General features: G+C 71.8%; 20 protein-coding genes and 1 pseudogene. 14 read left to right on the top strand and 7 right to left on the bottom strand.

Going from position 1 to position 26388, the window contains the following annotated elements; genetic code table 11:
* Positions 1–2: 2 nt before the first annotated feature.
* Positions 3–3005, bottom strand: a complete 3003-nt coding sequence (locus tag ACFT32_RS29700) for a BTAD domain-containing putative transcriptional regulator (RefSeq protein ID WP_382495396.1) — start codon at positions 3003–3005, stop codon at positions 3–5.
* A gap of 226 nt (positions 3006–3231) precedes the next feature.
* Between ACFT32_RS29700 and ACFT32_RS29705 the strand changes: the two genes are divergently transcribed.
* From ACFT32_RS29705 to ACFT32_RS29730, 6 genes are all read left to right on the top strand, one after another.
* The gene (locus ACFT32_RS29705; RefSeq protein ID WP_382495398.1) at positions 3232–4482 is read left to right on the top strand and encodes an amidohydrolase family protein; all 1251 of its coding nucleotides are present in this window, start codon (positions 3232–3234) and stop codon (positions 4480–4482) included.
* Positions 4483–4496: 14 nt separating this feature from the next.
* Positions 4497–5399 (top strand): LLM class F420-dependent oxidoreductase, encoded by a 903-nt coding sequence (locus ACFT32_RS29710; protein WP_382495400.1) that lies wholly within the window; start codon positions 4497–4499, stop codon positions 5397–5399.
* Between the two features lie 8 nt (positions 5400–5407).
* On the top strand, positions 5408–6178 hold the full coding sequence (locus ACFT32_RS29715) for an SDR family NAD(P)-dependent oxidoreductase (protein ID WP_382495402.1): 771 nt from the start codon (positions 5408–5410) through the stop codon (positions 6176–6178).
* A gap of 97 nt (positions 6179–6275) precedes the next feature.
* Positions 6276–7394 carry an LLM class flavin-dependent oxidoreductase gene (locus ACFT32_RS29720; RefSeq protein WP_382495404.1) on the top strand — a complete coding sequence of 373 codons (1119 nt, stop codon included), beginning with the start codon at positions 6276–6278 and terminating at the stop codon, positions 7392–7394.
* A 96-nt stretch (positions 7395–7490) separates the two neighbouring features.
* Entirely contained in the window at positions 7491–9221 is a 1731-nt protein-coding gene (locus ACFT32_RS29725) for an amidohydrolase family protein (protein WP_382495406.1), read from the top strand.
* Positions 9218–10669, top strand: coding sequence for an aldehyde dehydrogenase family protein (locus ACFT32_RS29730; protein WP_382495408.1), 1452 nt, complete (start codon positions 9218–9220; stop codon positions 10667–10669). Before ACFT32_RS29725 ends, ACFT32_RS29730 begins: the two co-directional genes overlap by 4 nt.
* Positions 10670–10705: 36 nt before the next feature.
* Here ACFT32_RS29730 and ACFT32_RS29735 read toward each other — a convergent pair whose 3' ends face one another.
* A complete protein-coding gene (locus ACFT32_RS29735; RefSeq protein WP_382495410.1) occupies positions 10706–10915 on the bottom strand; it encodes a hypothetical protein in 210 nt (69 codons plus the stop codon).
* 132 nt (positions 10916–11047) lie between these two features.
* Between ACFT32_RS29735 and ACFT32_RS29740 the strand changes: the two genes are divergently transcribed.
* On the top strand, positions 11048–13810 hold the full coding sequence (locus ACFT32_RS29740) for a helix-turn-helix domain-containing protein (protein ID WP_382495412.1): 2763 nt from the start codon (positions 11048–11050) through the stop codon (positions 13808–13810).
* Positions 13811–13819: 9 nt separating this feature from the next.
* Here ACFT32_RS29740 and ACFT32_RS29745 read toward each other — a convergent pair whose 3' ends face one another.
* Both ACFT32_RS29745 and ACFT32_RS29750 read right to left on the bottom strand, forming a co-directional pair.
* On the bottom strand, positions 13820–14215 hold the full coding sequence (locus tag ACFT32_RS29745; RefSeq protein WP_382495414.1) for a nitroreductase/quinone reductase family protein: 396 nt from the start codon (positions 14213–14215) through the stop codon (positions 13820–13822).
* Between the two features lie 47 nt (positions 14216–14262).
* Positions 14263–14484, bottom strand: a complete 222-nt coding sequence (locus tag ACFT32_RS29750) for a hypothetical protein (protein ID WP_382495416.1) — start codon at positions 14482–14484, stop codon at positions 14263–14265.
* Positions 14485–14614: 130 nt separating this feature from the next.
* On the opposite strand from ACFT32_RS29750, the gene ACFT32_RS29755 reads away from it, so the two are divergent.
* Entirely contained in the window at positions 14615–16234 is a 1620-nt protein-coding gene (locus ACFT32_RS29755) for a hypothetical protein (RefSeq protein WP_382495418.1), read from the top strand.
* Here the strand turns inward: ACFT32_RS29755 and ACFT32_RS29760 are convergent.
* The 3 genes and pseudogenes from ACFT32_RS29760 to ACFT32_RS29770 all read right to left on the bottom strand — a co-directional run.
* Complete coding sequence (locus ACFT32_RS29760; RefSeq protein ID WP_382495420.1) at positions 16231–17748, bottom strand: CehA/McbA family metallohydrolase; 1518 nt, start codon at positions 17746–17748, stop codon at positions 16231–16233. The genes ACFT32_RS29755 and ACFT32_RS29760 overlap by 4 nt on opposite strands.
* Before the next feature lie 148 nt (positions 17749–17896).
* A complete protein-coding gene (locus ACFT32_RS29765) occupies positions 17897–18547 on the bottom strand; it encodes a response regulator (RefSeq protein WP_382495422.1) in 651 nt (216 codons plus the stop codon).
* A gap of 365 nt (positions 18548–18912) precedes the next feature.
* Positions 18913–20028 (bottom strand): annotated as a pseudogene (locus ACFT32_RS29770) (sensor histidine kinase); the annotation flags it as partial.
* A gap of 132 nt (positions 20029–20160) precedes the next feature.
* Between ACFT32_RS29770 and ACFT32_RS29775 the strand changes: the two are divergent.
* The 6 genes from ACFT32_RS29775 to ACFT32_RS29800 all read left to right on the top strand — a co-directional run bounded on the left by ACFT32_RS29775 (position 20161) and on the right by ACFT32_RS29800 (position 25826).
* Complete coding sequence (locus ACFT32_RS29775) at positions 20161–20859, top strand: class I SAM-dependent methyltransferase (RefSeq protein WP_382495423.1); 699 nt, start codon at positions 20161–20163, stop codon at positions 20857–20859.
* A complete protein-coding gene (locus tag ACFT32_RS29780) occupies positions 20856–21371 on the top strand; it encodes a DedA family protein (protein WP_382495425.1) in 516 nt (171 codons plus the stop codon). The genes ACFT32_RS29775 and ACFT32_RS29780 overlap by 4 nt, the downstream gene beginning before the upstream one ends.
* Before the next feature lie 66 nt (positions 21372–21437).
* Entirely contained in the window at positions 21438–22283 is an 846-nt protein-coding gene (locus tag ACFT32_RS29785) for an LLM class F420-dependent oxidoreductase (protein ID WP_382495427.1), read from the top strand.
* A 126-nt stretch (positions 22284–22409) separates the two neighbouring features.
* Positions 22410–22868 carry a ricin-type beta-trefoil lectin domain protein gene (locus ACFT32_RS29790; RefSeq protein WP_382495429.1) on the top strand — a complete coding sequence of 153 codons (459 nt, stop codon included), beginning with the start codon at positions 22410–22412 and terminating at the stop codon, positions 22866–22868.
* A 188-nt stretch (positions 22869–23056) separates the two neighbouring features.
* A complete protein-coding gene (locus ACFT32_RS29795; protein WP_382495431.1) occupies positions 23057–23197 on the top strand; it encodes a hypothetical protein in 141 nt (46 codons plus the stop codon).
* A 43-nt stretch (positions 23198–23240) separates the two neighbouring features.
* Complete coding sequence (locus tag ACFT32_RS29800) at positions 23241–25826, top strand: bifunctional FO biosynthesis protein CofGH (protein WP_382495433.1); 2586 nt, start codon at positions 23241–23243, stop codon at positions 25824–25826.
* The last annotated feature ends 562 nt before the right edge of the window (positions 25827–26388 follow it).

Below are 26388 nucleotides of genomic sequence, written 5' to 3' on the forward strand. Positions count from 1 at the left end.
CGTCAGGCCGCCTGCACCGGGGACAGCAGCGCGCGCACCTCGGCGGCCTCGGGCGAGCCCAGCTCCTCGTAGATCACGGCCGCTTCCTGCCAGCAGACCTGGGCCCTGCCCGTCTGCCCGATACCGCTGAGCGCACGGCCGAGGACGGTGAGGACGTTGCCGCGCCGCCACTCCCCGCCGATGCCGCGGAGCACGGTGAGCGCCATCTCGGCGTTCGCGGCGGCCTGGGCGGGACGCCGGGCGGCGAGGTCCAGCTCGGCCAGCCGGAACAGGCTCATGCCCTCCCAGAGGCGCTGCCTGCTGTCGCGGAACACCTCCAGCGCTTCCTGGAGCCGGTCGGCCGCGTCGCCCAGCTCGCCGCTCTGGGTGAGGGCCAGGCCGAGGGCGTAGCGGGCGTTGGCCCCGCGCATGGAGTTGCCCATGGCGTCGTAGATGGCGATGCCCTCCTGGGCCAGCGCGACCGCGCTCTGGGTCCGCCCGGTCGCGAGATGGATCCGGGACAGGTTGCACAGCGCGGCGGCCTCGCCGGGCCGGTCGCCCAGGGCCCGGAAGTGCTCGATGGCCCGGGAGAGGTGCTCCTCGCCGTCCTCGTGCCGGTTCTGGTACAGCGCGATGATGCCGCGCGCGTTGCGCGCCCAGCAGACGGGCAGCAGGTCGTCGGCCTCCTGGGCGAGGAGGATGGCCCGCTCCGCCTCCTGGTCGGCCCGCTCGAAACGGCCGCTCACGTGGTGGACGTTGACGAGGGTCGTCAGAGCCCTGGCCTCGGCCCGCCCCAGCCCGTGCAGCCGGGCCGCGTCCAGGAGCGCCGTGGCCGTCGCCTCGTACTCCCTGGAGTTGGCGCCCGACTCGGAGAGGTCGTGGGCCGCCCACAGCAGATCGATCGCCCGGGGGAGTGTCTCCGGCTGCCCCGCGGACTGCCGTACGCAGGCGAGGACGCAGATGGCCTCCGCGTACAGCCAGTCCTGCGCCGCGTGCCGGTTGTCGAAGCGCAGCCCCGGATAGGCGGTCGGCTCCAGATGGTCCACCAGCCGGTCACCGGGCCGCTCGATCGCGTAGACCCCGGCCGCCGACGAGAGATAGAAGTCCAGCAGCCGCGACACCGCCGCCGTCCGCTCGCTGGGCGGCCACTCGTCGCGTTCGGCGCAGGCACGCGCGTAGAGCCGTACAAGATCGTGGAAGCGGTAGCGGCCGGGGGCCGCCGACTCCAGCAGGGACGTGTCGACGAGGGACTCCAGGAGGTCCTCGGTGTCCTCGACGGGCAGGTCCAGGACCGCGGCCGCCGCCGGGAGGGACATGTCCGGGCCGTCGGCCAGGCCCAGCAGGCGGAAGGCGCGGGCCTGGGCGGGCTCCAGCTGGCCGTAGCCCAGCTCGAAGGTGGCCTTCACGGCCAGGTCGCCGGCCTGGAGTTCGTCCAGCCGGCGGCGTTCGTCGGCGAGCTTCGCCGCGAGGACCGACACCGTCCAGGTACGGCGGGCCGCCAGCCGGGACGCCGCGATACGGATCGCCAGCGGCAGGAAACCGCAGGCCGCGACCACGTCCAGGGCGGCCTTCCGCTCGGACGCCACCCGCTCCTCGCCGACGATCTTCGTGAACAGCGCCAGCGCCTCGTCCGGGGACATCACGTCCAGGTCGATCAGGTGGGCGCCCGCCAGGTCCACCATCCGCACCCGGGAGGTGACCAGTGCGGCGCAGCCGTCCGTGCCGGGCAGCAGGGGGCGTATCTGGGCGGCGTCGCGGGCGTTGTCCAGCAGCACCAGGACACGGCGGCCGGCCAGCACCGAGCGGTACAGCGCCGCCCGCTCCTCCAGGGAGTCGGGGATCGCCGAGTCGGCCGTGCCGAGCGCGCGCAGGAACGAGCCGAGGACCGTCTCCGGCTCCGCGGACCGGGCACCCGCGCCCTGGAGGTCGACGTACAGCTGCCCGTCCGGGAACGCCGTGCGCGCCTGGTGGGCCACGTGCACGGCGAGGGTCGTCTTGCCCACGCCGCCGATCCCGGCCAGGGCCGAGACCGCCATGACACGGCCCTCGGCGGCGGTCAGGATGTCGCCCAGTTCGCGGACGAAGCCGGAGCGGCCGGTGAAGTCCGGCACTGTCGCCGGAAGCTGCGCCGGGCGCACCGGGACCGAGGCGGGCTCGACGGCCGGGGAGGAGGGCTCAGCGAGGCCCGGGTCCGCCTGGAGGATCCGCTGCTGCAGCTCGCTCAGGCCGGGGCGCGGGTCCACGCCCAGTTCGTCGGCGAGCAGGCGGCGCGTGTCGGCGTACACCGCGAGGGCCTCCGCCTGACGGCCGCTGCGGTACAGCGCCAGCATCAGCAGCTCGCGGAGCCGCTCGCGCAGGGGATGGTCGGCGGTGAGGGCCGTGAGCTCCGAGACGGCCTCCGCGTGGCAGCCCTGCTCCAGGTCCATGTCCAGGCGCGATTCGAGGAGCTGGAGCCGCCATTCCTCCAGGCGGACGCGCTGTGCCTCGGCGTACGGGCCCGGTACGCCGGCCAGGGTCTCCCCGTCCCACAGGGCGAGGGCGCGCCGCAGGGTGTCGCGGGCGTGGCAGAGGTCGCCCGCCGACCTGGCCTTCTCCGCCTCGGTCGCGAGGTCCTGGGCGACGGCCAGGTCGAGGGCGCCCTCGGCGAGGCCGCGTACCGCGTAGCCGCCGGACTCGCTGACCAGGACGCCCGGCTCCAGCACCTTGCGCAGGCGGGAGGCGTACGTCCGCAGCGCCGCCAGGGCCTGCGAGGGCGGTTCCTCGCCCCACAGGGCGTCGATCAGCTCCGCGGCCGTGGCCGTACGGCCCTCGCGCAGCAGCAGGGCGGCGAGCAGGGCGCGTTGCTGGGGGGAGCCGGTGGTGATCGGCTCGTCGCCGCGCGAGGCGCGCACCGGTCCGAGCACGCTGAAGCGCAGCGTCGTCGAGGCCACCGGTTCCGCCGACTCCGGTGACTTCGGTGATTTCGGCGAGGAGTCGGGACGCCGCTGCTCCGGTACGCGCGGCACACCGTCCGGTACACCGTCCATGCAGTCCCCCTAGACATCCTGAGCAACCACGCCAGTTTGCCTTGTGCGCGGCGGATACGTCAGCCGTGGGAGACACCGATCACAGGGCGACGCACGGGAGTCCACAAGGTCCGCACACTCTCTCCGCACGTATCGGTTCTCAGCGCGCGGATCCCGCCATCGGGGCCGGAACCAACCCCTGCTCGTGTAGCTGACGATCCGTCAGATCAGCGCTACCGTGAGCGCCATGGACACCCACGACAGCTCGTTTCCGCTGATCATCTCCGTGGACGACCACACCGTGGAGCCCGCGACCGTCTGGCAGGACCGGCTTCCGGAGAAGTACCGGGGCGTCGGGCCCCGGATCGTCCGTGCGCCCGTGAAGGAGATGACCTTCCTCGGCGGGCGCTTCAGGCCCGTGATGGGACAGCCCGGCGACGACGGCCCGGTCGGTGACTGGTGGGTCTACGAGGACCTCCGCCGCCCCCTGACCCGCCTCGACACCGCCGTGGGGTACGACAGGGACGAGATACGCCTCGAGGTCATCACGTACGAGCAGATGCGGCCCGGTTCCTACGACGTCCCGGCCCGGCTCGCCGACATGGACGTCAACCACGTCCAGTCCGCCCTGTGCTTCCCGACCTTCCCGCGTTTCTGCGGCCAGACCTTCACCGAGGCCAAGGACCACGAACTGGGCCTGCTCTGCGTCCGCGCCTACAACGACTGGATGCTGGAGGAATGGTGCGGCCCGGACGCGCAGGGGCGGCTCATCCCCCTGCCCCTCATACCGCTGTGGGACGCCGAGCTCGCGGCGGCCGAGGTCCGGCGCAACGCCGCGCGCGGCGCCCGTGCCGTCGCCTTCTCCGAGATACCGCCCTACCTCGGGCTCCCCTCCATCCACACCGACGGCTGGGACCCCTTCCTCGCCGCGTGCGCCGAGACCGGCACCGTCGTCGCGATGCACATCGGCTCCTCCAGCCGTATGCCCTCCACCTCCGCCGACGCCCCGCCCGCCGTGGGCTCCACCATCACCTACGCCAACTGCTGCTTCTCGATGGTCGACTGGCTGATGAGCGGCAAGTTCGAACAGTTCCCGGGCCTCAAGGTCATGTACGCCGAGGGTCAGATCGGCTGGATCCCCTACATCCTGGAGCGGGCGGATGTGGTGTGGGAGGAGAACCGGGGCTGGGGCGGCGTCGCCGACAAGGTGCACCGGCCGCCGTCCGAGCTGTTCGCCGAGCACGTCTACGGCTGCTTCTTCGACGACGCCTTCGGGCTGCGCAACCTCGACTCCATCGGCGTCGGGAACGTGCTCTACGAGACCGACTACCCGCACTCCGACAGCACCTGGCCCAAGTCCCGCGAGGTCGGCGAGGCGCAGATGGGGCATCTGGCGCCGGAGGTCGTGGAGCGGATCGTGCGGGGGAACGCCATCGAGCTGCTCGGGCTCACGGACGAGGGCCTGTGGCCGGGCCCGGGCGGCGGTGGTGCGCGGTGAGCCTGCGGTACGGGATGCAGCTTCCCGTCCAGTCGCAGAGCACCCTCTACGCGGAGGGCTGGGAGGCGGAGGCCGGACCGGAGGACCTGCTGGAGATCGCCCGCGCCGCCGACCGGTCCGGGTTCGACTACCTCGCGAGCTGCGACCACGTCGGCATCCCGCGCGGGCTGGCCGCCGCGATGAGCACCATCTGGTACGACCCCGTCGCCACGCTCTCCTTCCTGGCCGCCGCCACCGAACGCGTCCGGCTGCTCAGCCATGTCGCGATCGTCGGGCTGCGGCACCCCCTGCTCACCGCCAAGCAGTACGCCACTCTCGACCACCTCAGCGGAGGCCGGCTGGTCCTCGGGGTCGGAGCCGGGCACGTCCAGGAGGAGTTCGAGGCTCTGGGCGTGGACTTCCGGCAGCGCGGGGCCGTGCTCGACGAGTGCCTCGACGCCCTGCGCGCCGCCCTCGGACCCGAGGAGTTCCCCGAGCACCACGGCAAGCTGTACGCCTTCGAGGGACTCGGCCAGCGGCCCCGCCCGGCGCAGGACCACGTCCCCCTGTGGGTCGGCGGCTCCTCGCCCGCCGCCCTACGACGGGCCGCGCTCAAGGGCGACGGCTGGCTGCCGCAGGGGGATCCGAGGGACCGGCTGCCCGCGCAGATCGCAAGGATCCGTGAGCTGCGCGAACAGGCAGGCGTCCAGGGCGCGTTCACCGTCGGCGCCATCACCGAGCCGCTGTACGTCGGCACGCCCGGCTGGGACGTGGGCCGCAGGACCCTCTCCGGCGGTCCGCAGGAGCTCGCCGAGTCGCTGCGGGCCTACCGGGCGATGGGCGTCCACCAGATCCAGGTGCGGTTCCGCAGCCGTAGCCGTACCGAACTCACCGACCAGATCGCGGCGTTCGGCGCCGAGGTCGCCCCCCACCTGTGAGGAGAGCCATGGGCAAGCTCGACGGACGGGTCGTCATCGTCACCGGCGCCGCGCGCGGCCAGGGCGAGCAGGAGGCCCGGCTGTTCACGGCCGAGGGGGCGCGCGTGGTCGTCGCCGACGTACTGGACGACCAGGGCGAGGCACTCGCGAAGGAGATCGGCGCCCGGTACGTCCATCTCGACGTGGGCCGGGAGGACGACTGGCAGGCCGCCGTCACCGCCGCCAAGGACGCCTACGGCCGGGTCGACGGGCTCGTCAACAACGCCGGCATCCTGCGCTTCAACTCCCTCCTCGATACGCCCCTCGAGGAGTTCATGCAGGTCGTCCAGGTGAACCAGGTGGGCTGCTTCCTCGGCATCAGGGCGGTCGCCCCCGAGATGGCCGACGGGGGCACGATCGTCAACACCTCCTCCTACACCGGCCTGACCGGCATGGCAGGGGTGGGCGCGTACGCGGCGAGCAAGCACGCCGTGGTCGGGCTGACCCGGGTTGCCGCGCTGGAGCTGGCCGGGCGGGGGATACGCGTCAACGCGGTCTGTCCGGGCGCCATCGACACGGCGATGTCCAACCCGGCCCGGCTGGATCCGGACGCCGATCTGAAGGAGACGGCGAAGGGCGTCGACCGGCTCTACCGCAAGCTCGTGCCGCTGGGGCGGGTCGGGCAGCCGGAGGAGGTGGCCAGGCTCGCCCTGTTCCTCACCTCGGAGGACTCGTCGTACATCACGGGACAGCCGTTCGTGATCGACGGTGGGTGGCTGGCCGGGGTGACCGTTATCTGACGCCCCGTCAGCTATTGACGCTCCCGGGGGCCGGTGGAACAGTCGGAGTCACACATCTGACGGTCCGTCAGAATTAGTCCTGGGGCGGTGAACCTCCTTGGAATTCGGCATCTTCGTACAGGGATACGTCGGCAAACGGGCCGAGACCGACCCGCTGGCCGAGCACAAGGCGCTGATGGAGGAGACCGAGTACGTCATCCAGGCGGACAAGTCGGGCTTCAAGTACGCCTGGGCCTCCGAGCACCACTTCCTGGAGGAGTACTCGCACCTCTCCGCCAACGACGTCTTCCTCGGGTACCTGGCGCACGCGACCGAGCGGATCCATCTCGGCTCGGGGATCTTCAACCCGCTCGCCCCCGTCAACCATCCGGTGAAGGTCGCCGAGAAGGTCGCCATGCTCGACCATCTCAGCGAGGGGCGGTTCGAGTTCGGCAGCGGGCGGGGTGCCGGATCGCACGAGATCCTCGGGTTCCTGCCGGGGATCACCGACATGAACCACACCAAGGAACTCTGGGAAGAGACCATCGCCGAGTTCCCGAAGATGTGGCTCCAGGACGAGTACGCCGGCTTCCAGGGCAAGCACTGGTCGCTGCCGCCGAGGAAGATCCTGCCGAAGCCGTACGGGAAGTCCCACCCGGCGATGTGGTACGCGGCCGGGTCGCCGCCGTCGTACGCCATGGCCGCGAAGAAGGGGCTCGGCGTGCTCGGCTTCAGCGTGCAGAAGGTCTCCGACATGGAGTGGGTGCTGGAGCAGTACAAGACGGCGATCGTGGACGCGGAGCCGGTGGGTGACTTCGTCAACGACAACGTGATGGTCACGACGACGGCGATCTGTGCGCCGACCCATGCGGAGGCTGTGCGGATCGCGGCGAGCGGGGGGCTGCACTATCTGCCCTCGCTGGTGTTCCGGTACCACGACACGTTTCCGCGGCCCGAGGGGTTTCCGGTGTGGCCCGAGACGCTGCCGGAGTACACCGAGGAGTTCGTGGAGGTGCTCATCGAGGAGGAGTTGCTGATCTGCGGGGATCCGGACGAGGTGGTGCGGCAGTGTGAGCGGTGGGAGCGGGCCGGGGCGGATCAGTTGAGTTTCGGGTTGCCGGTGGGGGTGCCGAAGGAGGAGACGTTGCAGACGATCCGGTTGGTCGGGGAGTACGTGATTCCGAAGATCGATACGGATCCTGTGCATCGGACTTCGCGGTTCCGGCAGGGGGTTTGAGCGTTCGTTGGCGGGTGCGGCGTTCGTTGTGGCTTGTCGCGCAGTTCCCCGCGCCCCTAGGTGACCCGCACCACCCCACATCGAGAGGTGAGCCCAATGCTCGATCACGTCATCCAGGGTGTGACCGTCGTGGACGGGACGGGCGCCCCGGCGTACACCGCCGACGTCGGCATGCGTGACGGTCGTATCGCCGTCCTCGGTCGGGTCACCGAAGAAGCCCGCACCACCGAGGACGCCGCCGGTCTCGTCCTCGCGCCCGGCTTCGTCGATCCGCACACCCACTACGACGCCCAGCTCTTCTGGGACCCGTATGCCACGCCCTCTCTCAACCACGGTGTCACCACCGTCGCGGGCGGGAACTGCGGATTCACGCTCGCGCCGCTGAACCCTGCCCGCCCCCAGGACGCCGACTACACACGCCGCATGATGTCGAAGGTCGAGGGCATGGCGCTGGTGGCGTTGGAGGAGGGGGCGCCGTGGAGCTGGCATTCCTTCGGGGAGTATCTCGATGCCCTGGAGGGGCGGATCGCGGTCAACGCCGGGTTCATGGTGGGGCACTGTGCGCTGCGGCGGTATGTGATGGGGCCGGAGGCGGTGGGCGGGCAGCCGAGTGCGGAGCAGCTCGCCGACATGGTGCGGTTGCTGCGTGAGGCCATGGACGCCGGGGCGTGGGGGTTCTCCACCACCCAGTCGACCAGCCACTCCGACGGGGACGGGCAGCCGGTGGCCTCCCGGCATGCCGGGCCGGCCGAACTGCTCGCGCTGTCGCGGGCCGTCGGTGAGCACGAGGGCACGCAGATCGAGGCGATCGTCGCGGGCTGCCTGGATCAGTTCAGCGACGCCGAGATCGATCTGTTCGTGGAGATGAGCGCGGTGGCGGGGCGGCCGCTGAACTGGAACGTGCTGACGGTCGACGCGGCCGTTCCCGAGCGCGTGCCCCGGCAGCTCCTCGCGAGTGAGCAGGCCCGTAAGGCGGGCGGCAGGGTCGTGGCGCTGACCATGCCGATCCTCACGCCGATGAACATGTCGCTCGGTACCTTCTGCGCGCTGAACCTGATCCCCGGATGGGGTCCGGTGCTCGCACTGCCGGTGCCCGAGCGGATCGAGAAGCTGCGCGATCCGGCCGTACGGGCGGAGCTGCTGCGCCGCGCCACCTCCAAGGAGGCGGGTGTCTTCCGGCGGCTCTCGAACTTCGGGCGGTACGTCATCGGAGACACCTACAGCGACGCGAACGCCGGGCTGACCGGGCGCGTGGTGAAGGACATCGCCGAGGAGCGCGGCCAGGAGCCCTTCGAGTGCCTGGTGGAGATCTGCGCCGCCGACGGACTGCGTACGGTGCTGTGGCCGATGCCGACCGACAACGACCCGGCGTCCTGGGCGCTGCGCGCGGAGACCTGGCAGCACGAGGACGTGCTGCTCGGCGGGTCCGACGCGGGCGCCCATCTGGACCGGATGTGCGGGGCGCCGTACACGACCCGGTTCCTCGGGGACTGTCTGCGGGGCAGGCGGCTGGTCGGTCTGGAGCAGGCGGTGAGGATGCTGACCGACGACCCGGCCCGGCTCTTCGGCCTGCGGGGGCGGGGGCAGGTGCGGGAGGGCTGGCACGCTGACCTCGTCCTGTTCGACCCGGACCGGATCGACGCGGGTCCGGCCACCCTGGTGCACGACCTGCCGGGTGACAGCCCCAGGCTGGACTCCCGGGCGCTCGGCGTACGGGCCGTGTGGGTCAACGGCGTCGAGGCGATCCGGGACGACGTGGTGACGGGTGCCGTGCCGGGGCGTGTGCTGCGCTCGGGCCGGGACACGGAGACGGTGAGCACCAGGTGAAGGGGCGACAGGCGTTGTTCGTCGGCGGCTCCTGGGCGGAGCCGGACGGTGGGCACTACGAGGTGATCGACCCGGCGACCGAGGAGACCGTCGGGTGGGCGCCGGAGGCCTCGCGGGATCAGGTGCTCGCGGCCTGTGCCGCGGCCCGCGAGGCCTTCGGGCCGTGGTCACGGACCTCGCCGGAGGAACGGGCGGCGGTCCTAGGCCGGGCGGCGGACATCATCCGGGAACGTCTCGTGCCGTACGCGGAGCTGGCCCGGGCGGAGACCGGTGCGACCACGGCCACCGCACGCGCCATGCAGGTCGGGGTCGCCGCCGCCCGCTTCCGGCGCTACACACGTGTGGAGCCCGCAGAGTGGGCCGTCCCGCCCCAGATCAACGAGGCCGGACCCATGGGCCGGGCGGGTGTGATGGGCGCGCTGGCGGTCCGCCAGCCCGTCGGGGTCGTCACCTGCGTCACCTCGTACAACAACCCCTGGGCCAACGCGGCCGGCAAGGTCGCCCCGGCCCTGGCCATGGGTAACACGGTGGTGGTGAAGCCCGCCCCGCAGGACCCGCTGTCGGTCTACCGGATGGCGGAGGCCCTGGAGGCGGCGGGCGTGCCGCCGGGCGTGGTGAACGTGGTCAGCGGATCGCGGACCGAGGTCGGCGAGGCGGCCGTGGAGTCGCCGGACGTCGACATGGTCAGCTTCACCGGCTCCACGGCGGTCGGGCAGCGCATCGCCGAGGTGTGCGGGCGCGGTATGAAGCGGCAGTTGATGGAGCTGGGCGGGAAGGGGGCGGCGGTCGTCTTCGATGACGCGGACCTCGGCTCGGCCGTGGCCGGGATCGGGACCACCTTCTCCTTCTACAGCGGCCAGATCTGCACGGCACCGACGCGGGTACTGGCGCAGCGCGGGGTGTACGAGCGTCTCGTCGAGCAACTGGCCGTGTACGCGGGCCGGTTGAAGGTCGGGGACCCGAGGGAGCGGGACACGGTGGTCGGGCCGGTCATCTCGGCGGCGCACCGGGACCGTGTGGAGTCGTACGTCGAACTGGGCCGCAAGGAGGGCGCGGTGGTGAGGGCGGGCGGCGAACGACCGGCCCTTTCACAGGGCTTCTACGTCTCCCCGACCCTCCTCGCCGACTGCACCAACGACATGCGCGTGGCCCGCGAGGAGATCTTCGGGCCGGTGGTGGTCGTCATCCCCTTCGACGACGAGGAGGAGGGTGTGGAACTGGCCAACGACACCGACTTCGGCCTCATCGACTACGTCTGGTCGGGGGACGTGGCCCGCGCCTTCCGGGTGGCGCGGCGGCTGCGGGCCGGCGGGGTCGGGGTCAACACCGTCGGCCGCAACATGGAGGCACCCTTCGGCGGCTTCAAGAAGAGCGGGGTCGGCAGGGACGTGGGTTCCTACGCCCTGCACGCGTACAGCGAGGTGCAGGCGATCGTCTGGCCGGGCTGACGGGCGGCTCGCGCTGCGGATCGACATCACCCTGTGTCAGCTCAGCAGCCCTGCGACCGTGGTGACCAGGACCGCGATCAAGGTGAGGGTGGCTCCGAAGGCAACGCCCGCGCGGATGAGGGCGCCGGCCGCCGTCGCGCCGTCCGCACGAGCGAGAAAGGCGGTCACCGCGCCGATCAGGGCGGCGGTGATCACGGCCGTGATCACGGCCAGGATCGTCAGCGTGGTCAGGAACGCGAGAGGCATCAGGGTCTCCTTGGTCGGCGTGCTTGTGCCTGTGCCGCAGACTCTGGCGATTCCTGTGTTCGCCGTGGTTCACCTGGACAAGAATGAACATCGCTGCACGGTGGGAGGGCTGTCCGAGGTGGGGGACCAGGAGTGGAAGACGAGGCGGCGTACTCCGACGGCTTGGCGAAGGTGCGGGAGCGGCTGAGGGACCTGCGCGGGCGGGCCGGGCTGACGAGGGACCAGCTCCGAGCACGTACCGGGCTCGGACACACCACGATCAGCCAGGCCTTCAACGACGGTCCGACATGCCCCACATGGATCACCGTCGCCAAGCTGGCCCAAGCCCTGGGAGTCGTTCCCACCGGTATGGACGAGCTTTACAAACTCTGGAAGTCGGCCCAGCCTCCGGCACCCTCCGTCGGACGGCGCACGGATCAGGTGGGCGGGAGAACCGACGTGTGTACCGACGAGCCGTGCATCGCCGATGTGGGCCCGCAGGCTCTCGAAGTGCACCGTGCCGTACTGGCGGCTCCCGACGCCGGCGGTTACCCCTTCCTCACCCCCTACATGCTCCGAGCGCACGATGACGAACTGCGCGCGTACCTCACGCCGGCTCTGGCAGGCGGGGAGTCGGTGCTGTTGATGCTGACGGGGGACTCGGCCACCGGTAAGACCCGTGCGTTGTACGAGGCGTTGGGCGACCTTGCTCCCCAGCACCGACTCCTCCGCCCGTCAAGCACAGGTGAGCTGCTGCGCTTGGTACTGGAGGGGCACTTCGAGCCCCGGACGGTTCTCTGGCTCAACGAGGCGCAGCGCTTTTTCTACGGTCGCGGTGCCGAGCAGGCGGCGGCCGAGCTGCGCCGGTTACTGGTCTCGACTCCCGGACTCACAGCCGTAGGCACCCTGTGGACCGACCCGTACTGGGAGGAACTGACGCGCCCCGGCCGTGCCGGGGATCCGCACGGGCAGGTCCGTGGACTGCTCGACTGCGCCGCGTGTCGCCGGGTCATGGTGCCCGACCACTTCTCGGCTGCCGAACTGCGGACATGGGGCACTGTGGCACGGACCGCCGAAGCCGGTGGGGACCGGCGGCCCGCCGACGCGCTGCGGGCAGGGGTGGCGGACGGCCGCGTCGTGCAACACCTCAGCGGAGGCCCTGCCCTGCTCGCCGCTTACCGGTGCGGACCCGGGAGCCACTTCAGCCACGTGGAACACGCCGTGCTGACAGCGGCCCTCGACGCACGGCACCTCGGTCACCGACGTCCCCTTCCCGCCGGACTCCTCGCGGACGCCGCCGACGGCGCGTTGCACCCGCGGCGCCGACCCGACGGTGCGGCCTGGGCCGACGCGGTACTGAAGGCCCTGAGCACGGGCGAACGTGATGACGGCCGGCGCACCGACATTCGGCACACCCTGACCGCGATGCACACCCCACTCACCCGGTCCGGCAGCGACGCGGTGTACGAACCGGCCGACTACCTCGTCCAGCACGTCCGCGGCGAGTCCCCGGCACGGCCCGCGACGCCCGCCCTCTGGCGCGCCCTGCTCGACCACACCACGGACGCGGACGACCTCATGAGCCTCGGCTGGTCCGCCCTCCATCACGGATACCTGAGGCACACAGCACGCCTGTGGCACAAGGCCGTTGTCGTCGGTCATCCCGCGTGCGCCCATGCCCTGGCCGACCTGCTGGACGACGACACCGACCCGCAGGGGAAGGGCCGCCTGTGGGCCGCCGGTCACGCCCCTTTGTACGACCCGGACGGTGTACGGCTCCTCCTCGATGTGCTCCATGGGGAAGGACAGCCCGCGGCGGTCGACGCGCTGATGCGGCGAGAGCCCGAGATCCACGTCGACTGCGATGACGCCGAGGCGGTCGCCTACCTGCTGGAGAGGCTGCGCACAGCAGGACTTCAGGATGCCGCCGTCATGCTGGCCGCACGCGCGGTGGAAGCGTCGGACGCCACCGATGCCGGTCCTGGCAGCGACCTGTTGGTGTCCCTGCGCACCCTGGGGCTCGACGACGCCTACCGAGTATTCGCCGCCCGCGCCGCTCGTGAAGTCGATGCGACGGACGTGGCCTTCCTTCCGTTCCTGCTGGCGGAACTGAACACCCACAGCCCGGCGCACGCCGCTGTTCTGGCCGCGCGTGCGGCGGCGGAGATCGACATCAGCGACGCCAACAACGTGGCGACGCTTCTCGACGCGTTGCGAGAGCAGGATCTGTGCGATGCGATCACCGCACTGCTCGGCCGCGCTCCGGAGGCGCATGCCGGCCTTGACGACCCCGAGGCTGTTTCCTTGCTCATCCAGGCCCTGGACGAACTCGGGCAGATGGAAGCCGTGCACGCTCTCCTCGCCCGAGACCCGGGTGCGTTCGCTGATGTCTCCGATCCGGATGCCGTTTTCTGGCTGCTGCGTACCCTGCTGGTCCACGACCGGTCCGCGCAGGCCCTCGCGGTGGCCGCTCGCGCGGCCGGTGAGACCGACATCCTCGACCCCTCGCCCGTCGCGGAGCTGCTGGAGTTCCTCCATGAACTCGGTATGGGAACCGAGGTTGCCACTTTGCTCGACCGCGGAGTGGCTGCCCTTGCGGACGTCGACGATTCCGAAGGGATCGGGGAGCTCCTCGTCGCGCTCCACCGTCTGGAAGAGGGCAAGGCATTGGCATCGCTCGCGTGCCGGGTCGCGTCCGAGACCGACGTCTCGGACCCGGATGCGGTCGATGAGCTGCTGATGCGCTTGGAGGAGGTCGGGCAGGACGAGGCCGCCAGGAAACTGCTCAGCCGTGTCCCGGACCTCGAAGAGGACGACAAAGTGCAGCAGCCCGAGGAATTGGCCCTTCCATGGGGCATCGATCTCGACGGCACCCCTGTCGGCCGCTGGACCTGGGACGACATGAACCTGTCCTGAGAAAAGGCCTCAGACGTCCGCCAGATCCACCCGCACCGTCAGCAGATTCGTCCCGAACGCCCGCACCCCCAGGCCGTTGAAGCGGGGCAGCCGCCGGAGTCGCGCCACCGGATCGTCGTCCGGCACCAGTTGGGCGGTTCCCGTGTGCCACCGCCCCCGGATCCGCACCCGCACCCGCGGATCGGCCTGGATGTTGCGGACGTACTGCGACCGTTCGCCGAACTCCGACACCAGCCAGAAGGAGTCACCGACGCGGCGGCCGCCCACCGGCGTCTGACGGGGCAGCCCGGACACGCGGCCCTTCGTCTCGATGACCGTCTGGAGGGGGAGGCGGCGCAGCAGCGGATTGATGCGGCGCTGGAAAGCCGTGGCGCCACGGAACCTGATGTCGGCGAAGCGGGACATCGTCAGGGGACTCCTTCGTACGTGGCTGAGGGGGGGTGTCCATCTGATCACCGCTCCCGGCTGGCCACCAGCAGCGCACGGGTCCATGCCGTCAGCCGGCCGACCATCGTGAGCGCGTGCGCCGTACGCGACCGGAGGAAGGGCAGGAGGATCAGGGCAGGCACGAACGCCAGGGTCACGACGAGCACGGGCACGAGCGCGAACAGGACGAGCAGGACACGCTGTGCCCAGCGGGCGCCGACGAGGAGACCGGTCCAGCGGGTAGGCATGTGGGGGTTCCCTTCGAGTCGCGGCCTTGAGCCGACGAGTGATCGATGCCGGAACCCTCCGTCCCGTCGGGTACGTTGCGAAAGGCGCACCATGGTGCCAGGACCGAGTCAACACTTCGGGGGGGACGCCTTGACCGTCGTGGCCCGCAATTCCGGGAATTCGTCGGAGATCGAACGCGGTGAGTTGCCCGAACTTGCCGAGCTCGGCACCATGTTGAAAGACCTGTTCAACACCCTGGGCATCAGCCAGCGGCAGTACGCGAAGCGGGTAAGTCTCGATCCGTCGGTGGTCTCGCGCGCCTTCGGCGGCCGGCGGATGCCCACCAAGCACTTCATCGAGCAGCTGATCTCCGAGGTCGAGACCGAACGCGGTGGTTCCGTCACGCCGGCGGCCAGGGACGCGATCCACGCCAAGTGGCTCACGGCGCTGAAGGAGACCGACCCCTCCGAGTTTCAACTGGAAAGTCTGCGCCTGGAGTTGGCGAGGTCCCGGCGTGATGCCGAGCGGGCGAACCGCAATGTCGAGGCCCTGCACCTTCTGTTGCAGCAGCGGGAGGCGCAGGCCCATGACGCCGCCAGGGATCTGGCCCAGCTCCAGCTGGACTGGAGTGCCGAGCGGTCCGATGGCGCCGGTGCGCGGGGCGCGTCGAGCAGGGAGCAGGCATCCCTGTCCGCCTCGCGTGAGGTGCTGTTGCGCGAGATCGAGCAGCTGAAGAGGGACCTTCAAGAGGCTGAGCGACTCCGTTCCGAGGCGGAGGAGCACAGCCGCGAGTTGCGGGAGCGTGTCCTGCGCCTGGAGGCGGAACTGTCGGAGCGCGGGTCGGCGGGTGAGATCCCGCTGGAGGTGTTCAAGTGCCAGTTGTTGCGGTTGTGGGAAGAGGAGCACTTTCCCGAGGCGTCGCGGGATCTGACGGAGGCGGCTTGGTCGCGGCCGCTGGAGGAGGTGCTGGACCTCATGGCGTGGCTGGCGCAGAGGAAGGACCGGGAGCATGTGAGCGCTCTTGTCTCCGACGTCGGCCGCCTGCGCCCGGCCCGGGACGTCCTGCGGATCGCCGCGGAGCTGCTGGCCGGGGCCTCGGGCCCGCCGGGAGCGGTGCTGGGTGACACGACGGTCCACGACGCGTGGGTGACGGCGGTGGCGTCTCGCGTCACGGAGGGCAATGTCGCCGGTTACTTCCGGGAGCTGTTGGCCCTCGAGCGGCGCAGCGGCCTGCTGAGCGACCGGATGCTGGCCGCCTCTGTGCGGCGCGCGACCACGCCGGCCGAAGCCCTGGGCCTGATCACCGCGGCCCTGACGGGCGGGGAGCCGCCCGGTGCCCTGCTCGTCTTCACCACCAGCGCTGTGGCGGCGCCTCATCGCATCGCCGTCGACCCGGGCTTCCCTTTCCATGTGATGGCGGGGCTGCTCGGCGCGGGTATGGGCGACATGGCCGGGCGCATCATGGTGCGGGTCAGCCGCCAGGACAGCCCGAAGGTCAGGCCCGCGACCCCTGTGGCCCAGCGGTTCCACCTGGGCCTGCGAGAACTGGACGAACGGGCACTCCGCGACCTGTTCGTGTTCCTCGTCGAGGAGGCGGACGACAAGTTGGTGGGAGCGGTCGCCGTGATGATGTACTTCGGGGCCGACGGCGACCTCTCCCTGTTCGACCGGCTGCTGAAGGAGCTGGGAGCCAGAGTCGAAGACCTGCTCGAGGCGATGATGAGCCGCTGGAGCCCCGACTTGTTCGAGTACGTGGTGCGCCGTGGTTAACGCCCCAAGAACACCGGGTTCGTGAACGCCGCCAGCGGCCCGGGGATCGGCCCCGCCGCCGCCTCGTGCCGCACCTCGGCCCGTACGTACGCCGCGTACGACGGCGTCGTGCGCCACTCCACGACCCCCGCACCCGCCACCGGCAGCGGCGCGCTCGTGTGCAGCACGCCCTGGTCGGTGACGAAGCGGACCGTGCAGCGCGGGGCGCCCGTGACCTCCAGGCGGACGGTGACCGGGGTGTCGCGGCCGACCGCGAGCCGCTCGCCGATGCCGGCGTGTTCGCCGCGGCCCCCGGACACCCGGAACGACAGCGCGAGCTTGGCGGACTCGGCGATGTACGACCGCCCGGCCCGGATGCCCTCCTGGATGGCCCGGCGGGTCAGGTCGTCGGCCAGGACGACCGTCTGGGGGCTGCCGACGGGGTCCGGGTCGCGGTGGGCGTCGCTGCTGCCCATCGCCGGGATCCAGCCGCGTTCGCCCCGCACCGACGCCACGAGCATGCTGTCCCAGTCGGCCAGCGTCACCTCGTCGTCGGGCGTGTAGGGGCCGTTCCACACCTCCACCGCGTCGGCCTCGCCGAAGCCGAACTTCCAGTTGCAGCCGACGCAGGTGGCGTGCGGATGGGCCGGGACCACCAGCCCGCCGGCGCGGCGGATCTGGCGGGCGAACCGGCCGAAGCGGTTGTCGCGGGCACGGTAGCGCCAGTCGACGAAGGTGCCCGGGTCGGTGCCGAGCGCCACCACGTGCCCGTTCCGGGTGGTGATCTCCTCGCCCAGCATGACCAGCAGATCGTCCCCGGCCACATCCGCCCAGTGGGCGTGCGCCGAGTGCGTGTTGTGCTCGGAGGAGTTGATGAAGTCCAGCCCCGCGGCCCGCGCCAGAGCCCCGATCTCGGCGGGGGTGCGGCGCCCGTCGGAGTACCAGGAGTGCAGATGGCAGTCGCCCCGGTACCAGGCACGCCCCCGCCCCTTGGCCCGCTCGGGCGGATACACCGGCTCGAGCGCCTCGCCCGGCTCGCCGTACGTCAGCGTGATCGTGATCTCGTACGACAGGCCCTGCGGGGCGACCGTGTACGGGCCGAGCGCGATGTGCCAGGTGCCCTCGCGCACCGGGCCCGGGAGGTAGCCGGGCGTCGCGTCGTCGGCGCGGAGGAAGAACTCGGTGCGCGCCCCGCCCGACCAGCCCCGGAAGCCCCGGCCGCCGAGATCGGTGCCCCGGTCGTCGAAGACGCCGATGTCGAGGGCGTTGCCGGTGGTGCCGGCCGGGACGGACGGCCGGTCGTAGGTGTAGGAGACCTTGATCTCCCGGACCCCGGCCGGGACCTCTACGGGCACGTACACGAAGTCGGGGGAGCCGGGCGGCAGGGTGCCCCGTACCGTTCTGGTCGCCTGGTCCCCGTCGGCCGCTGCAGCGAAGCTCACGCTTCCCAACGTAAGCGCGGCGGCCGCTCCCGTCACGAACAGAGCCCGCCGGGCGAGCCCGCCGTGGCCGTCCTCCTGATGGTCCTCGCACATGCTGCTGCTCCCAAGGTGTCGTCGGTGACAAGGCATGGGTGGTGCAGGGGTGGTGCGTGCCACCGTTGTATTCAGCCGTGAACTCGCGGGCAAGGGAAGGGGATCCGGCGGCGGGCGGCAGTGGAACAGGCCGCGTGGCCCGGGGACTTCAGACGGTGAGGCCGGCGTCGCGGGCCAGCAGGGCCGCCTGCACCCGGTTGGTGACCTCCAGCGCGGTGAGGATGCGGCTGACGTGGGCCTTGACGGTGCTCTCGCGCATGCCGAGCCGGGCGGCGATGTCGGCGTTGGTCTCGCCCTGGGCGAGCAGGGCCAGTACGTCGCGTTCCCGGGGCGTGAGCCGGTCGAGCCCGGCCCGGGCGGCGGTCGCCTGCGGCCCGCCCGACCGGTGGTAGCGGTCGATGAGTCGGCGTGCGGCGCTGGGGTGGAGCATCGCCGAGCCGGCGGCGACGAGGTGGACGGCGCGCAGGATCTCGGCCGGGTCGGTGTCCTTCAGCAGGAAGCCGTCGGCCCCGGCCGCGAGGGCGTCGTAGACGTACTCGTCGAGATCGAAGGTCGTCAGCGTGATCACCCTCGGCGGCTGGGGCAGGGCACGCAGCCGGGCGGTGGCCGTGATGCCGTCCATGCGGGGCATGCGTACGTCGACCAGGGCGACGTCGACGCGATGCGCGGCGGCCTGCTCGACGGTGTGCAGCCCGTCGGACGCCTGGGCGACGACCTCGATGCCCGGGTCCCCGTCGAGCAGGTCGGTCAGGCCCAGGCGGACCAGGGCGTCGTCGTCGGCGATCAGGACGCGGATCATGCGGGGGTGCCGTTCTGGTCGGGGGCCTCGGGGGCCTCGGGGGACTCGGGGGACTTGGGGGTCTCGGGGGTCTTGGGGGTCTTGGAGGGCGCGGGGGGCTTGGAGGCCTCGGGCGCCGCGGAGGGCGCGGAGCGCTTGGGCGCCTCGGGGGGCTTGGAGGGCGCGGAGGGCTTGGGGGCCTCGGGGGTCTTGGAGAGCTTGGGAGGCTTGGAGGGCCTGGAGGCCGCGGAGGGCTTGGGGGCCTCGGAGGGCTTGGAGGCCTCGGGGGCCTCGGAGGGCGCGGAGGGCTTGCGGGCCTTGGGGGCCTCGGGGGTCTTGGAGGACGCGGAGGTCTCGGAGGACTTGGTGGACTCGGCGAGGGCGGGCGAGGGGTGGGGGATGCGGGCCGCCAGGCGCCAGCTGCCGGCCCCGCCCGGGCCCGCGTGCAGATGGCCGCCGAGGGCGGTGACGCGTTCGCGCAGGCCGACCAGCCCGAAACCGGAGGCGACGGCGTGCGCGGCCGGGCTGCCGGGCGCGTTGGTGACGTCCACGGTGGTGGCCGGCGGCAGGTAGCCGAGGTGGATGCGCACCGGGGCACCCCCGGCGTGCTTACGGGCGTTGGTCAGCGCCTCCTGGACGAGGCGGTAGACGGCCAGCCGGTGTGCGGCCGGAGCCTGCTCGGGCCGGCCCTCGACCCGCAGCTCGGCCCGTTGTCCCGCTGTCCGCGCCTGCTCGACCAGCTCGTCCACGTCGCGCAGGACGGGGACGGGAGCGGCTTCGGCGCGCTCGGCCCCGGTATCGCGCAGGGCCCCGAGGATGTCGCGGAGATCGGCCAGGGCCTCGGTGGAGGCGGTGCGCAGCAGGGTCAGACGGGCCGCGACCGGCTCGGGCAACTCCTCGTTCCTGGTCGTCAGGACGCCGGTGTGCAGGGCGATCAGGCTCAGCCGGTGCGCCAGTACGTCGTGCATCTCCGCCGCGATCCGGGACCGTTCGGCGGACCGGGCCGCCTCCTCGCGCAACTCCCGCTCGATCCGCAGATGCTTGACCTGGTCGCCCAGTGCCTCCAGCAGCCGCCGGCGATTGCCCGCCCACATCCCGCCCACCAGGGCCAGCAGCACGAACAGGGTGGAGCCGTACTGCTGCGGGGTCCACAGCGAGATCGCCGGAGGGATGAGCAGGTTGGCGCTCAGCGCGGCCGCGGCGCAGCACACGGCCACCCGGGCACGCCGGTGCGTCGACAGGTCGAACAGCGCGACGAGCAGCAGCGGCAGCAGCGGCCACCCCCACAGCCCGGTCGCCACGGTGGCCGGTACGGCCGAGGCGTACCAGGGCGACCGGCGCACCAGCAGGGCCAGTCCGGACAGCACGGCCAGGACGGTGGACGGCGTCACATACCGGCCGCCGGCGGTGGAGGCGCTGTTCAGCACGGCGAGGGCGGTCAGCAGCACGACCAGGCACCAGCGCCCGCAGGTGCCCCACCGGAAGCTCTCTCTCCGTATCACTCCCGGGATCCTAGGCGGGCCCGGCAGGCCGGTCGTCCGACCCCGGTCTCATGTGACCCCCTACTTTCGTAGGGGAGGACGGCCGCACAACGAGTGATCTCCGGGCGTGGCCTCGTTCCTAGCCTCGAAACCATGGATCTACGCACCATGGACTGGACGTTCCTCACCGAAGCGGCACGCGATCCGCGCACCACCGGCGCCGTCGCCCCCAGCGGGCGGGCCCTGGCCCGGGCGCTGACCGAACCGGTGCGCACCCTGGCCCCGCGGCCGCTGACCGTTCTGGAGGTGGGGGCCGGGACCGGCGCGGTCACCCGCGCCCTCATCCACCGACTGTCCCCGGGCAGCCGTCTGGACGTCGTCGAGGCCAACCCGCGCTTCGCCGACCGGCTGCGCCGGCTCGTCGACACCCACCCCCGGCTGGCGGGCGAGCCCGAGCGGGTCCGGGTCCACCGCTCCTACGTCGAGGACCTGCCCGGCGCGGGCCGCTACGACGTGATCGTCGCCGGCCTGCCCCTGACCAACTTCACCCCCGACCGGACCGACGCGATCATGGCCCGCTGTCTGGAGCTGCTGCACCCGGGCGGCACCCTGACCTACTTCGCCTACCTGGGCACCGGGCAGGCCCGCACCCTGCTCTCCTCCCGTGCCGAGGCCCGCCGGCACCATGCCGTCCAGGAGGTCATGGCCGGCTACCAGCACCGCTACGCCACCGGCCGCTGGTCGGTGTGGGCGAACCTTCCTCCGGCCAGGGTCTGGCAGCTGCGGAGCCCGCTCCGTGACGCGCAGGACGTACGAGACGAGCCGTATGCCGTCACCGGAGCCGGCCGGTGACCGTCCCGTGGGACCTCCCGGACCTCCTCGGCCGGGTCCCCGCCAACGCCGCCTACGCCGTGCTGGCGGCCGCGGTCCTGGCCGAGTCCGTCCTGCTGGTCGGCGCCTTCGTGCCCACGCTCGGCCTGCTGCTGGCGGCCGGGGCGCTGGCCCGCACCGGACACCTGAGCCTGCCCCTGGTCATCGGTGCCGCCGCCGTCGCGGCGGTGGCCGGTGACTTCCTCGCCCACCGCACCGGGGGCCTGCTCGGCGACCGCCTGCGCACGGGGCGCCTGGGCAGCCGGGTCCCGGCCGCCGCCTGGCGGAACGCCGAGGACCTGATGGACCGCCGCGGCGGCCGGGCCGTGTTCCTGGCCCGCTTCGTCCCGGTGCTCCGCACCCTCGCCCCGCACCTCGCGGGCGCCACCCGCCTTCCCTACCACCGCATGGCGCCCTACAGCACCGTCGCCGCGGCCCTGTGGGCCACCGCCGAGGCCGGAAGCGGCTTCGCGGCGCTCGCGGCGCTCGTGTGAGTGCCGACGGATGAAGCCCGACCGGTTGGTATGGACGCCCGGGTCCCCCTCGGGTAGAGATAGGCCATGCGTATCGCCGTAACGATCTTCCTCACCGACGAGACGATCACCCCGACCCGGCTCGCCCGGGAGCTGGAGGGACGCGGTTTCGCCGGGCTGTATCTGCCCGAGCACACGCACATTCCCGTCGAGCGGACCACTCCGTACCCGGCGGGCGGCGAGCTGCCGCGCGAGTACGGCCGTACCCTCGACCCGTTCGTGGCGCTCGGTCAGGCCGCCGCCGTCACCGAGCGGCTCGGTCTCGGCACGGGCATCACGCTCGTCGCCCAGCACGATCCGATCGACCTGGCCAAGCAGGTCGCGACCCTGGACCACCTGTCCGGAGGCCGGTTCACCCTCGGGGTCGGCTTCGGATGGAACGTCGAGGAGGCCGCGGACCACGGTGTGCGGTGGCGCACCCGGCGCGAGCTGGGCCGGGACCGGATGGCGCTGATGCGGGCGCTGTGGTCGGAGGAACCGGTCGCGTACGAGGGGGAGTTCGGTGGTGTCCGGGCCAGTCACGCGCACCCCAAGCCCGTGCGGAAGCCGCGTGGCCCGGTCGTGGGGCCGCGCACGCTGCTCGGCGGGGCCGCCGGGCCCAAGCTGTTCGCCCACATCTGTGAGTACGCCGACGGCTGGCTGCCCATCGGCGGCCGCGGCCTCTCCGAATCCCTGCCCCGGCTGCGCACCGCCTGGACCGAGGCGGGCCGCGACCCCGAGGCTCTCCAGGTCGTCCCGTACGCCGTCCACCCGACCCCGGGCAAGCTCGCCCACTACGCCGGCCTCGGCATCGAGGAGGTCGTGGTGCAGCTGCCTCCGGCGGGGGAGGCGGAGGTGCTGAAGGCGCTGGACGCGTACCAGGAGTACCTCTGACAACTCCCCTTCCGGGGAGGAGAGTTCGCCGCTTGTGGAACAGCTGTACAGGTGTGTCCGCTCCGGCCTCGCCGAGGCCGCGGCTGGGTAGCCCCTGGGCGGAACTCACCGACCGGAGGGGGAATCGTGTTTCTGACCAGACTGGCCGCCGTGGGAGCGGTCGTCGGGCTCGCCTTGGGCCTGAGCAGCGCGCCGGCGAGCGCGGCACCGAGGACCAGCGCCTTCGAGAACCAGGCGCCGGCAGGGGCGTGCCTTGACTTCCGGGCCGACTACGGCCCGTACGTCTTCAACTGCAACGGCACCGACTACCAGAAGTGGCACTGGAACGACGAGGTCCGGCTCACCGCGCTCCGGCAGGTGGCCACGAGGCTGTGCCTCACCCTGCGCAACGGCGAGCTGACCATGAAGCCCTGTGCCGCCGCCGACGAGGCCGCGCTGTGGTCCGTCGACACGCAGTCCCCCGGGGGTGCGCTGATCCAGAACAACGTGAACCACAAGTGCCTCGCGCGCGGGGCGAACGACCGTGTCTCCACGGCGCTGTGCACCGGCGGCCCTTCCCAGCGCTGGCTCGTCTGGGCCGCCTAGCCGCGGGCCCGGAACGATCATTAGGCTCCGGGTGAAAACCGGGTGGAGCACCGGTGCGCGACTGACCATCGCGGCCGGCAGGTGTGACCCACCCGGTTCGGAGTCGCCCACGGGGGAGCATAGTGAGATTCGCCTGGTTGTCCTGGCTTGTCCGTAATTTTAATGAATACGGCTACAGTCAGGGACTGTTGCGTGCCGCTATCGGCACGCTGGCCGTGCTGGTGACCGCCGCGCTGGTCTGGTTCGCGCTGCACCGCAACAGGCCGGCCGCCGTTGTCGCGGCGGGGCTCACATCCGCTCTGGGCATAGGCTGGCTGGCCTTCCACTGACGGGGCTCACCCGGGTTGATCAGCGCACTCGTATGCTCGAAGGATGACGACTTCCGCGACCTCCGGAACGGGCCCCACCGAGAACTCCATGCGTCGCGCCCTGAAACGGGCCAGGGACGGCGTCTCCCTCGATGTCGCCGAGGCGGCGGTGCTGCTCCAGGCCCGGGGCGGGCAGCTGGAGGACCTGTCGGCCTCGGCCGCCCGGGTCCGGGACGCCGGTCTGGAGGCGGCCGGCCGGCCCGGTGTCATCACGTACTCGAAGAGCGTCTTCATCCCTCTGACCCGGCTGTGCCGGGACAAGTGCCACTACTGCACGTTCGTCACCGTCCCCGGCAAGCTGCGCCGCGAGGGCCACGGGATGTTCATGTCCCCGGACGAGGTCCTGGACATCGCCCGCAAGGGCGCCGCCCTCGGCTGCAAGGAAGCCCTCATCACCCTCGGCGACAAGCCCGAGGACCGCTGGCCCGAGGCGCGTGAGTGGCTCGACGCGCACGGCTATGACGACACCCTCGCCTACGTACGGGCCATCTCCATCCGGATCCTGGAGGAGACGGGCCTGCTGCCCCACCTCAACCCGGGCGTCATGAGCTGGACCGACTTCCAGCGTCTGAAGCCGGTCGCGCCCAGCATGGGCATGATGCTGGAGACGACCGCGACCCGCCTCTGGTCGGAGCTGGGCGGCCCCCACCACGGCTCTCCCGACAAGGAGCCCGCCGTACGCCTGCGCGTCCTGGAGGACGCCGGCCGCTCCTCCGTCCCCTTCACCTCGGGCGTCCTCATAGGTATCGGGGAGAACTACGAGGAGCGCGCCGAATCGCTGTTCGCGCTGCGGAAGGTGACCCGGGCCTACCACGGCGTGCAGGAGCTGATCATCCAGAACTTCCGCGCCAAGCCGGACACCGCGATGCGCGGCATGCCGGACGCGGAACTGGACGAACTGGTCGCCACGGTGGCCGTCGCCCGGCTGCTCATGGGCCCGTCGGGCTGCATCCAGGCCCCGCCCAACCTCGTCGACGACGAGTACGAGCGGCTGATCGCGGCCGGCATCGACGACTGGGGCGGGGTGTCCCCGCTGACCATCGACCACGTCAACCCCGAGCGCCCCTGGCCGCAGATCGAGCAGCTCGCCGAGAAGTCCCGGGCCGCCGGATTCGAGCTGCGGGAACGCCTCTGCGTGTACCCGGAGTTCGTACGGCGCGGCGAGCCCTGGCTGGACCCGCGGCTGCGCCCGCACGTGGCGGCGCTGGCCGACCCGGAGACCGGGCTGGCCCGCCCCGACGCCCTTCCCCAGGGCCTGCCGTGGCAGGAGCCGGAGGAGGTCTTCACGGCGTCCGGCCGCACCGACCTGCACTCCGCGATCGACACCGAGGGCCGTACCTCCGACCGGCGGGACGACTTCGACGAGGTGTACGGCGACTGGGGCGCCCTGCGCGAGGCCGCCGCCCCCGGCATGGCACCGCAGCGCATCGACACCGACGTACGCGAGGCCCTGCGCACCGCCGCCGACGACCCCACGAAGCTCACCGACGACGAGGCGCTGGCCCTGCTGCACGCGGACGGACCGGCGCTGGACGCGCTCGCCCGGGTCGCCGACGATGTACGCAAGTCGGCCGTCGGCGACGACGTCACCTACATCGTCACCCGCAACATCAACTTCACCAACGTCTGCTACACCGGCTGCCGCTTCTGCGCCTTCGCCCAGCGCCGCACGGACGCCGACGCCTACACCCTCTCCCTCGACCAGGTCGCCGACCGGGCCCAGCAGGCCTGGGACGTCGGCGCGGTGGAGGTCTGCATGCAGGGCGGCATCCACCCGGACCTGCCCGGCACGGCGTACTTCGACATCGCGCGGGCGGTGAAGGAACGCGTCCCGGGCATGCATGTGCACGCCTTCTCGCCGATGGAGGTCGTCAACGGCGCGACCCGTACCGGCATGTCCATCCGCGAGTGGCTGACGGCAGCCAAGGAAGCGGGCCTGGACACCATCCCGGGCACGGCCGCCGAGATCCTCGACGACGAGGTCCGCTGGATCCTGACCAAGGGCAAGCTGCCCGCGGCGGACTGGATCGAGGTCGTGACCACGGCCCACGAGCTGGGCATCCGCTCGTCCTCGACGATGATGTACGGCCATGTCGACCAGCCCCGCCACTGGCTCGGGCACCTGCGCACCCTCGCGGGCATCCAGCAGCGCACGGGCGGCTTCACCGAGTTCGTGACACTGCCGTTCGTGCACACCAACGCGCCGGTGTACCTGGCCGGGATCGCCCGCCCGGGCCCGACCATGCGGGACAACCGCGCGGTCACCGCCATGGCCCGGCTGCTGCTGCACCCGCACATCCCCAACATCCAGACCAGCTGGGTGAAGCTCGGCACCGAGGGCGCGGCCGAGATGCTCCGCTCCGGCGCGAACGACCTCGGCGGCACGCTCATGGAGGAGACGATCTCTCGTATGGCGGGCTCGTCGTACGGCTCGTACAAGTCGGTCAAGGACCTCATCGCGGTGGCCGACGCCGCGGGCCGCCCGGCGAAGCCGCGGAACACCCTCTACGGGGACATCCCCCAGGAGCGGCAACAGGCGGCCCAGGCATCGGACGGCCATCTGCCGGAGCTGCTGCCGGTACTGGACTGAGGGTCTGCCGGGCTGGCTGCTCGGCCTGGCGGCCTGTTCGGCCTGGCGGCCTGTTCGGCCTGGCGGCCTGGCGGCCTGTTCGGTCTGCTCGGTCTGCTCGGCCTGGCGGCCTGACGGCCTGCTCGGTCTGCTCGGTCTGCTCGGTCTGCTCGGCCTGGCGGCCTGGCGGCCTGGCGGCCTGGCGGCCTGCTCGGTCTGCTCGGTCTGCTCGGTCTGCTCGGTCTGCTCGGCCTGGCGGCCTGCTCGGCCTGGCGGCCTGACGGTCTGTCGTACTGATGGGCTGCCGGGGCTGGCGGTCTGGGGGCTTGGCGGCCGCCGGTCTGTCGTACTGACGGCTGCCGGGGCTGGTGGTTTGGGGCCTGAGGTCTGCAGGGGCTGGCGGTCTGAGGGCTTGGCGGGTTGCCGGGTTGCCGGGCTGTCGTACCGACGGCCTGCCCGGGTTGCCGGTCTGTCATGCCGACGGGCTGCCCGGGCTGCCGGGCCGACGGGCTGCCCGGTTCTGGCGGCCTGAGGGCCGCGCGGTCTGGTGGTCTGAGGGCCTCGCGGTCTGGTGGTCTGGCGC

The sequence above is a fragment of the Streptomyces sp. NPDC057002 genome (genome assembly GCF_042673825.1).
Taxonomy (GTDB): domain Bacteria; phylum Actinomycetota; class Actinomycetes; order Streptomycetales; family Streptomycetaceae; genus Streptomyces.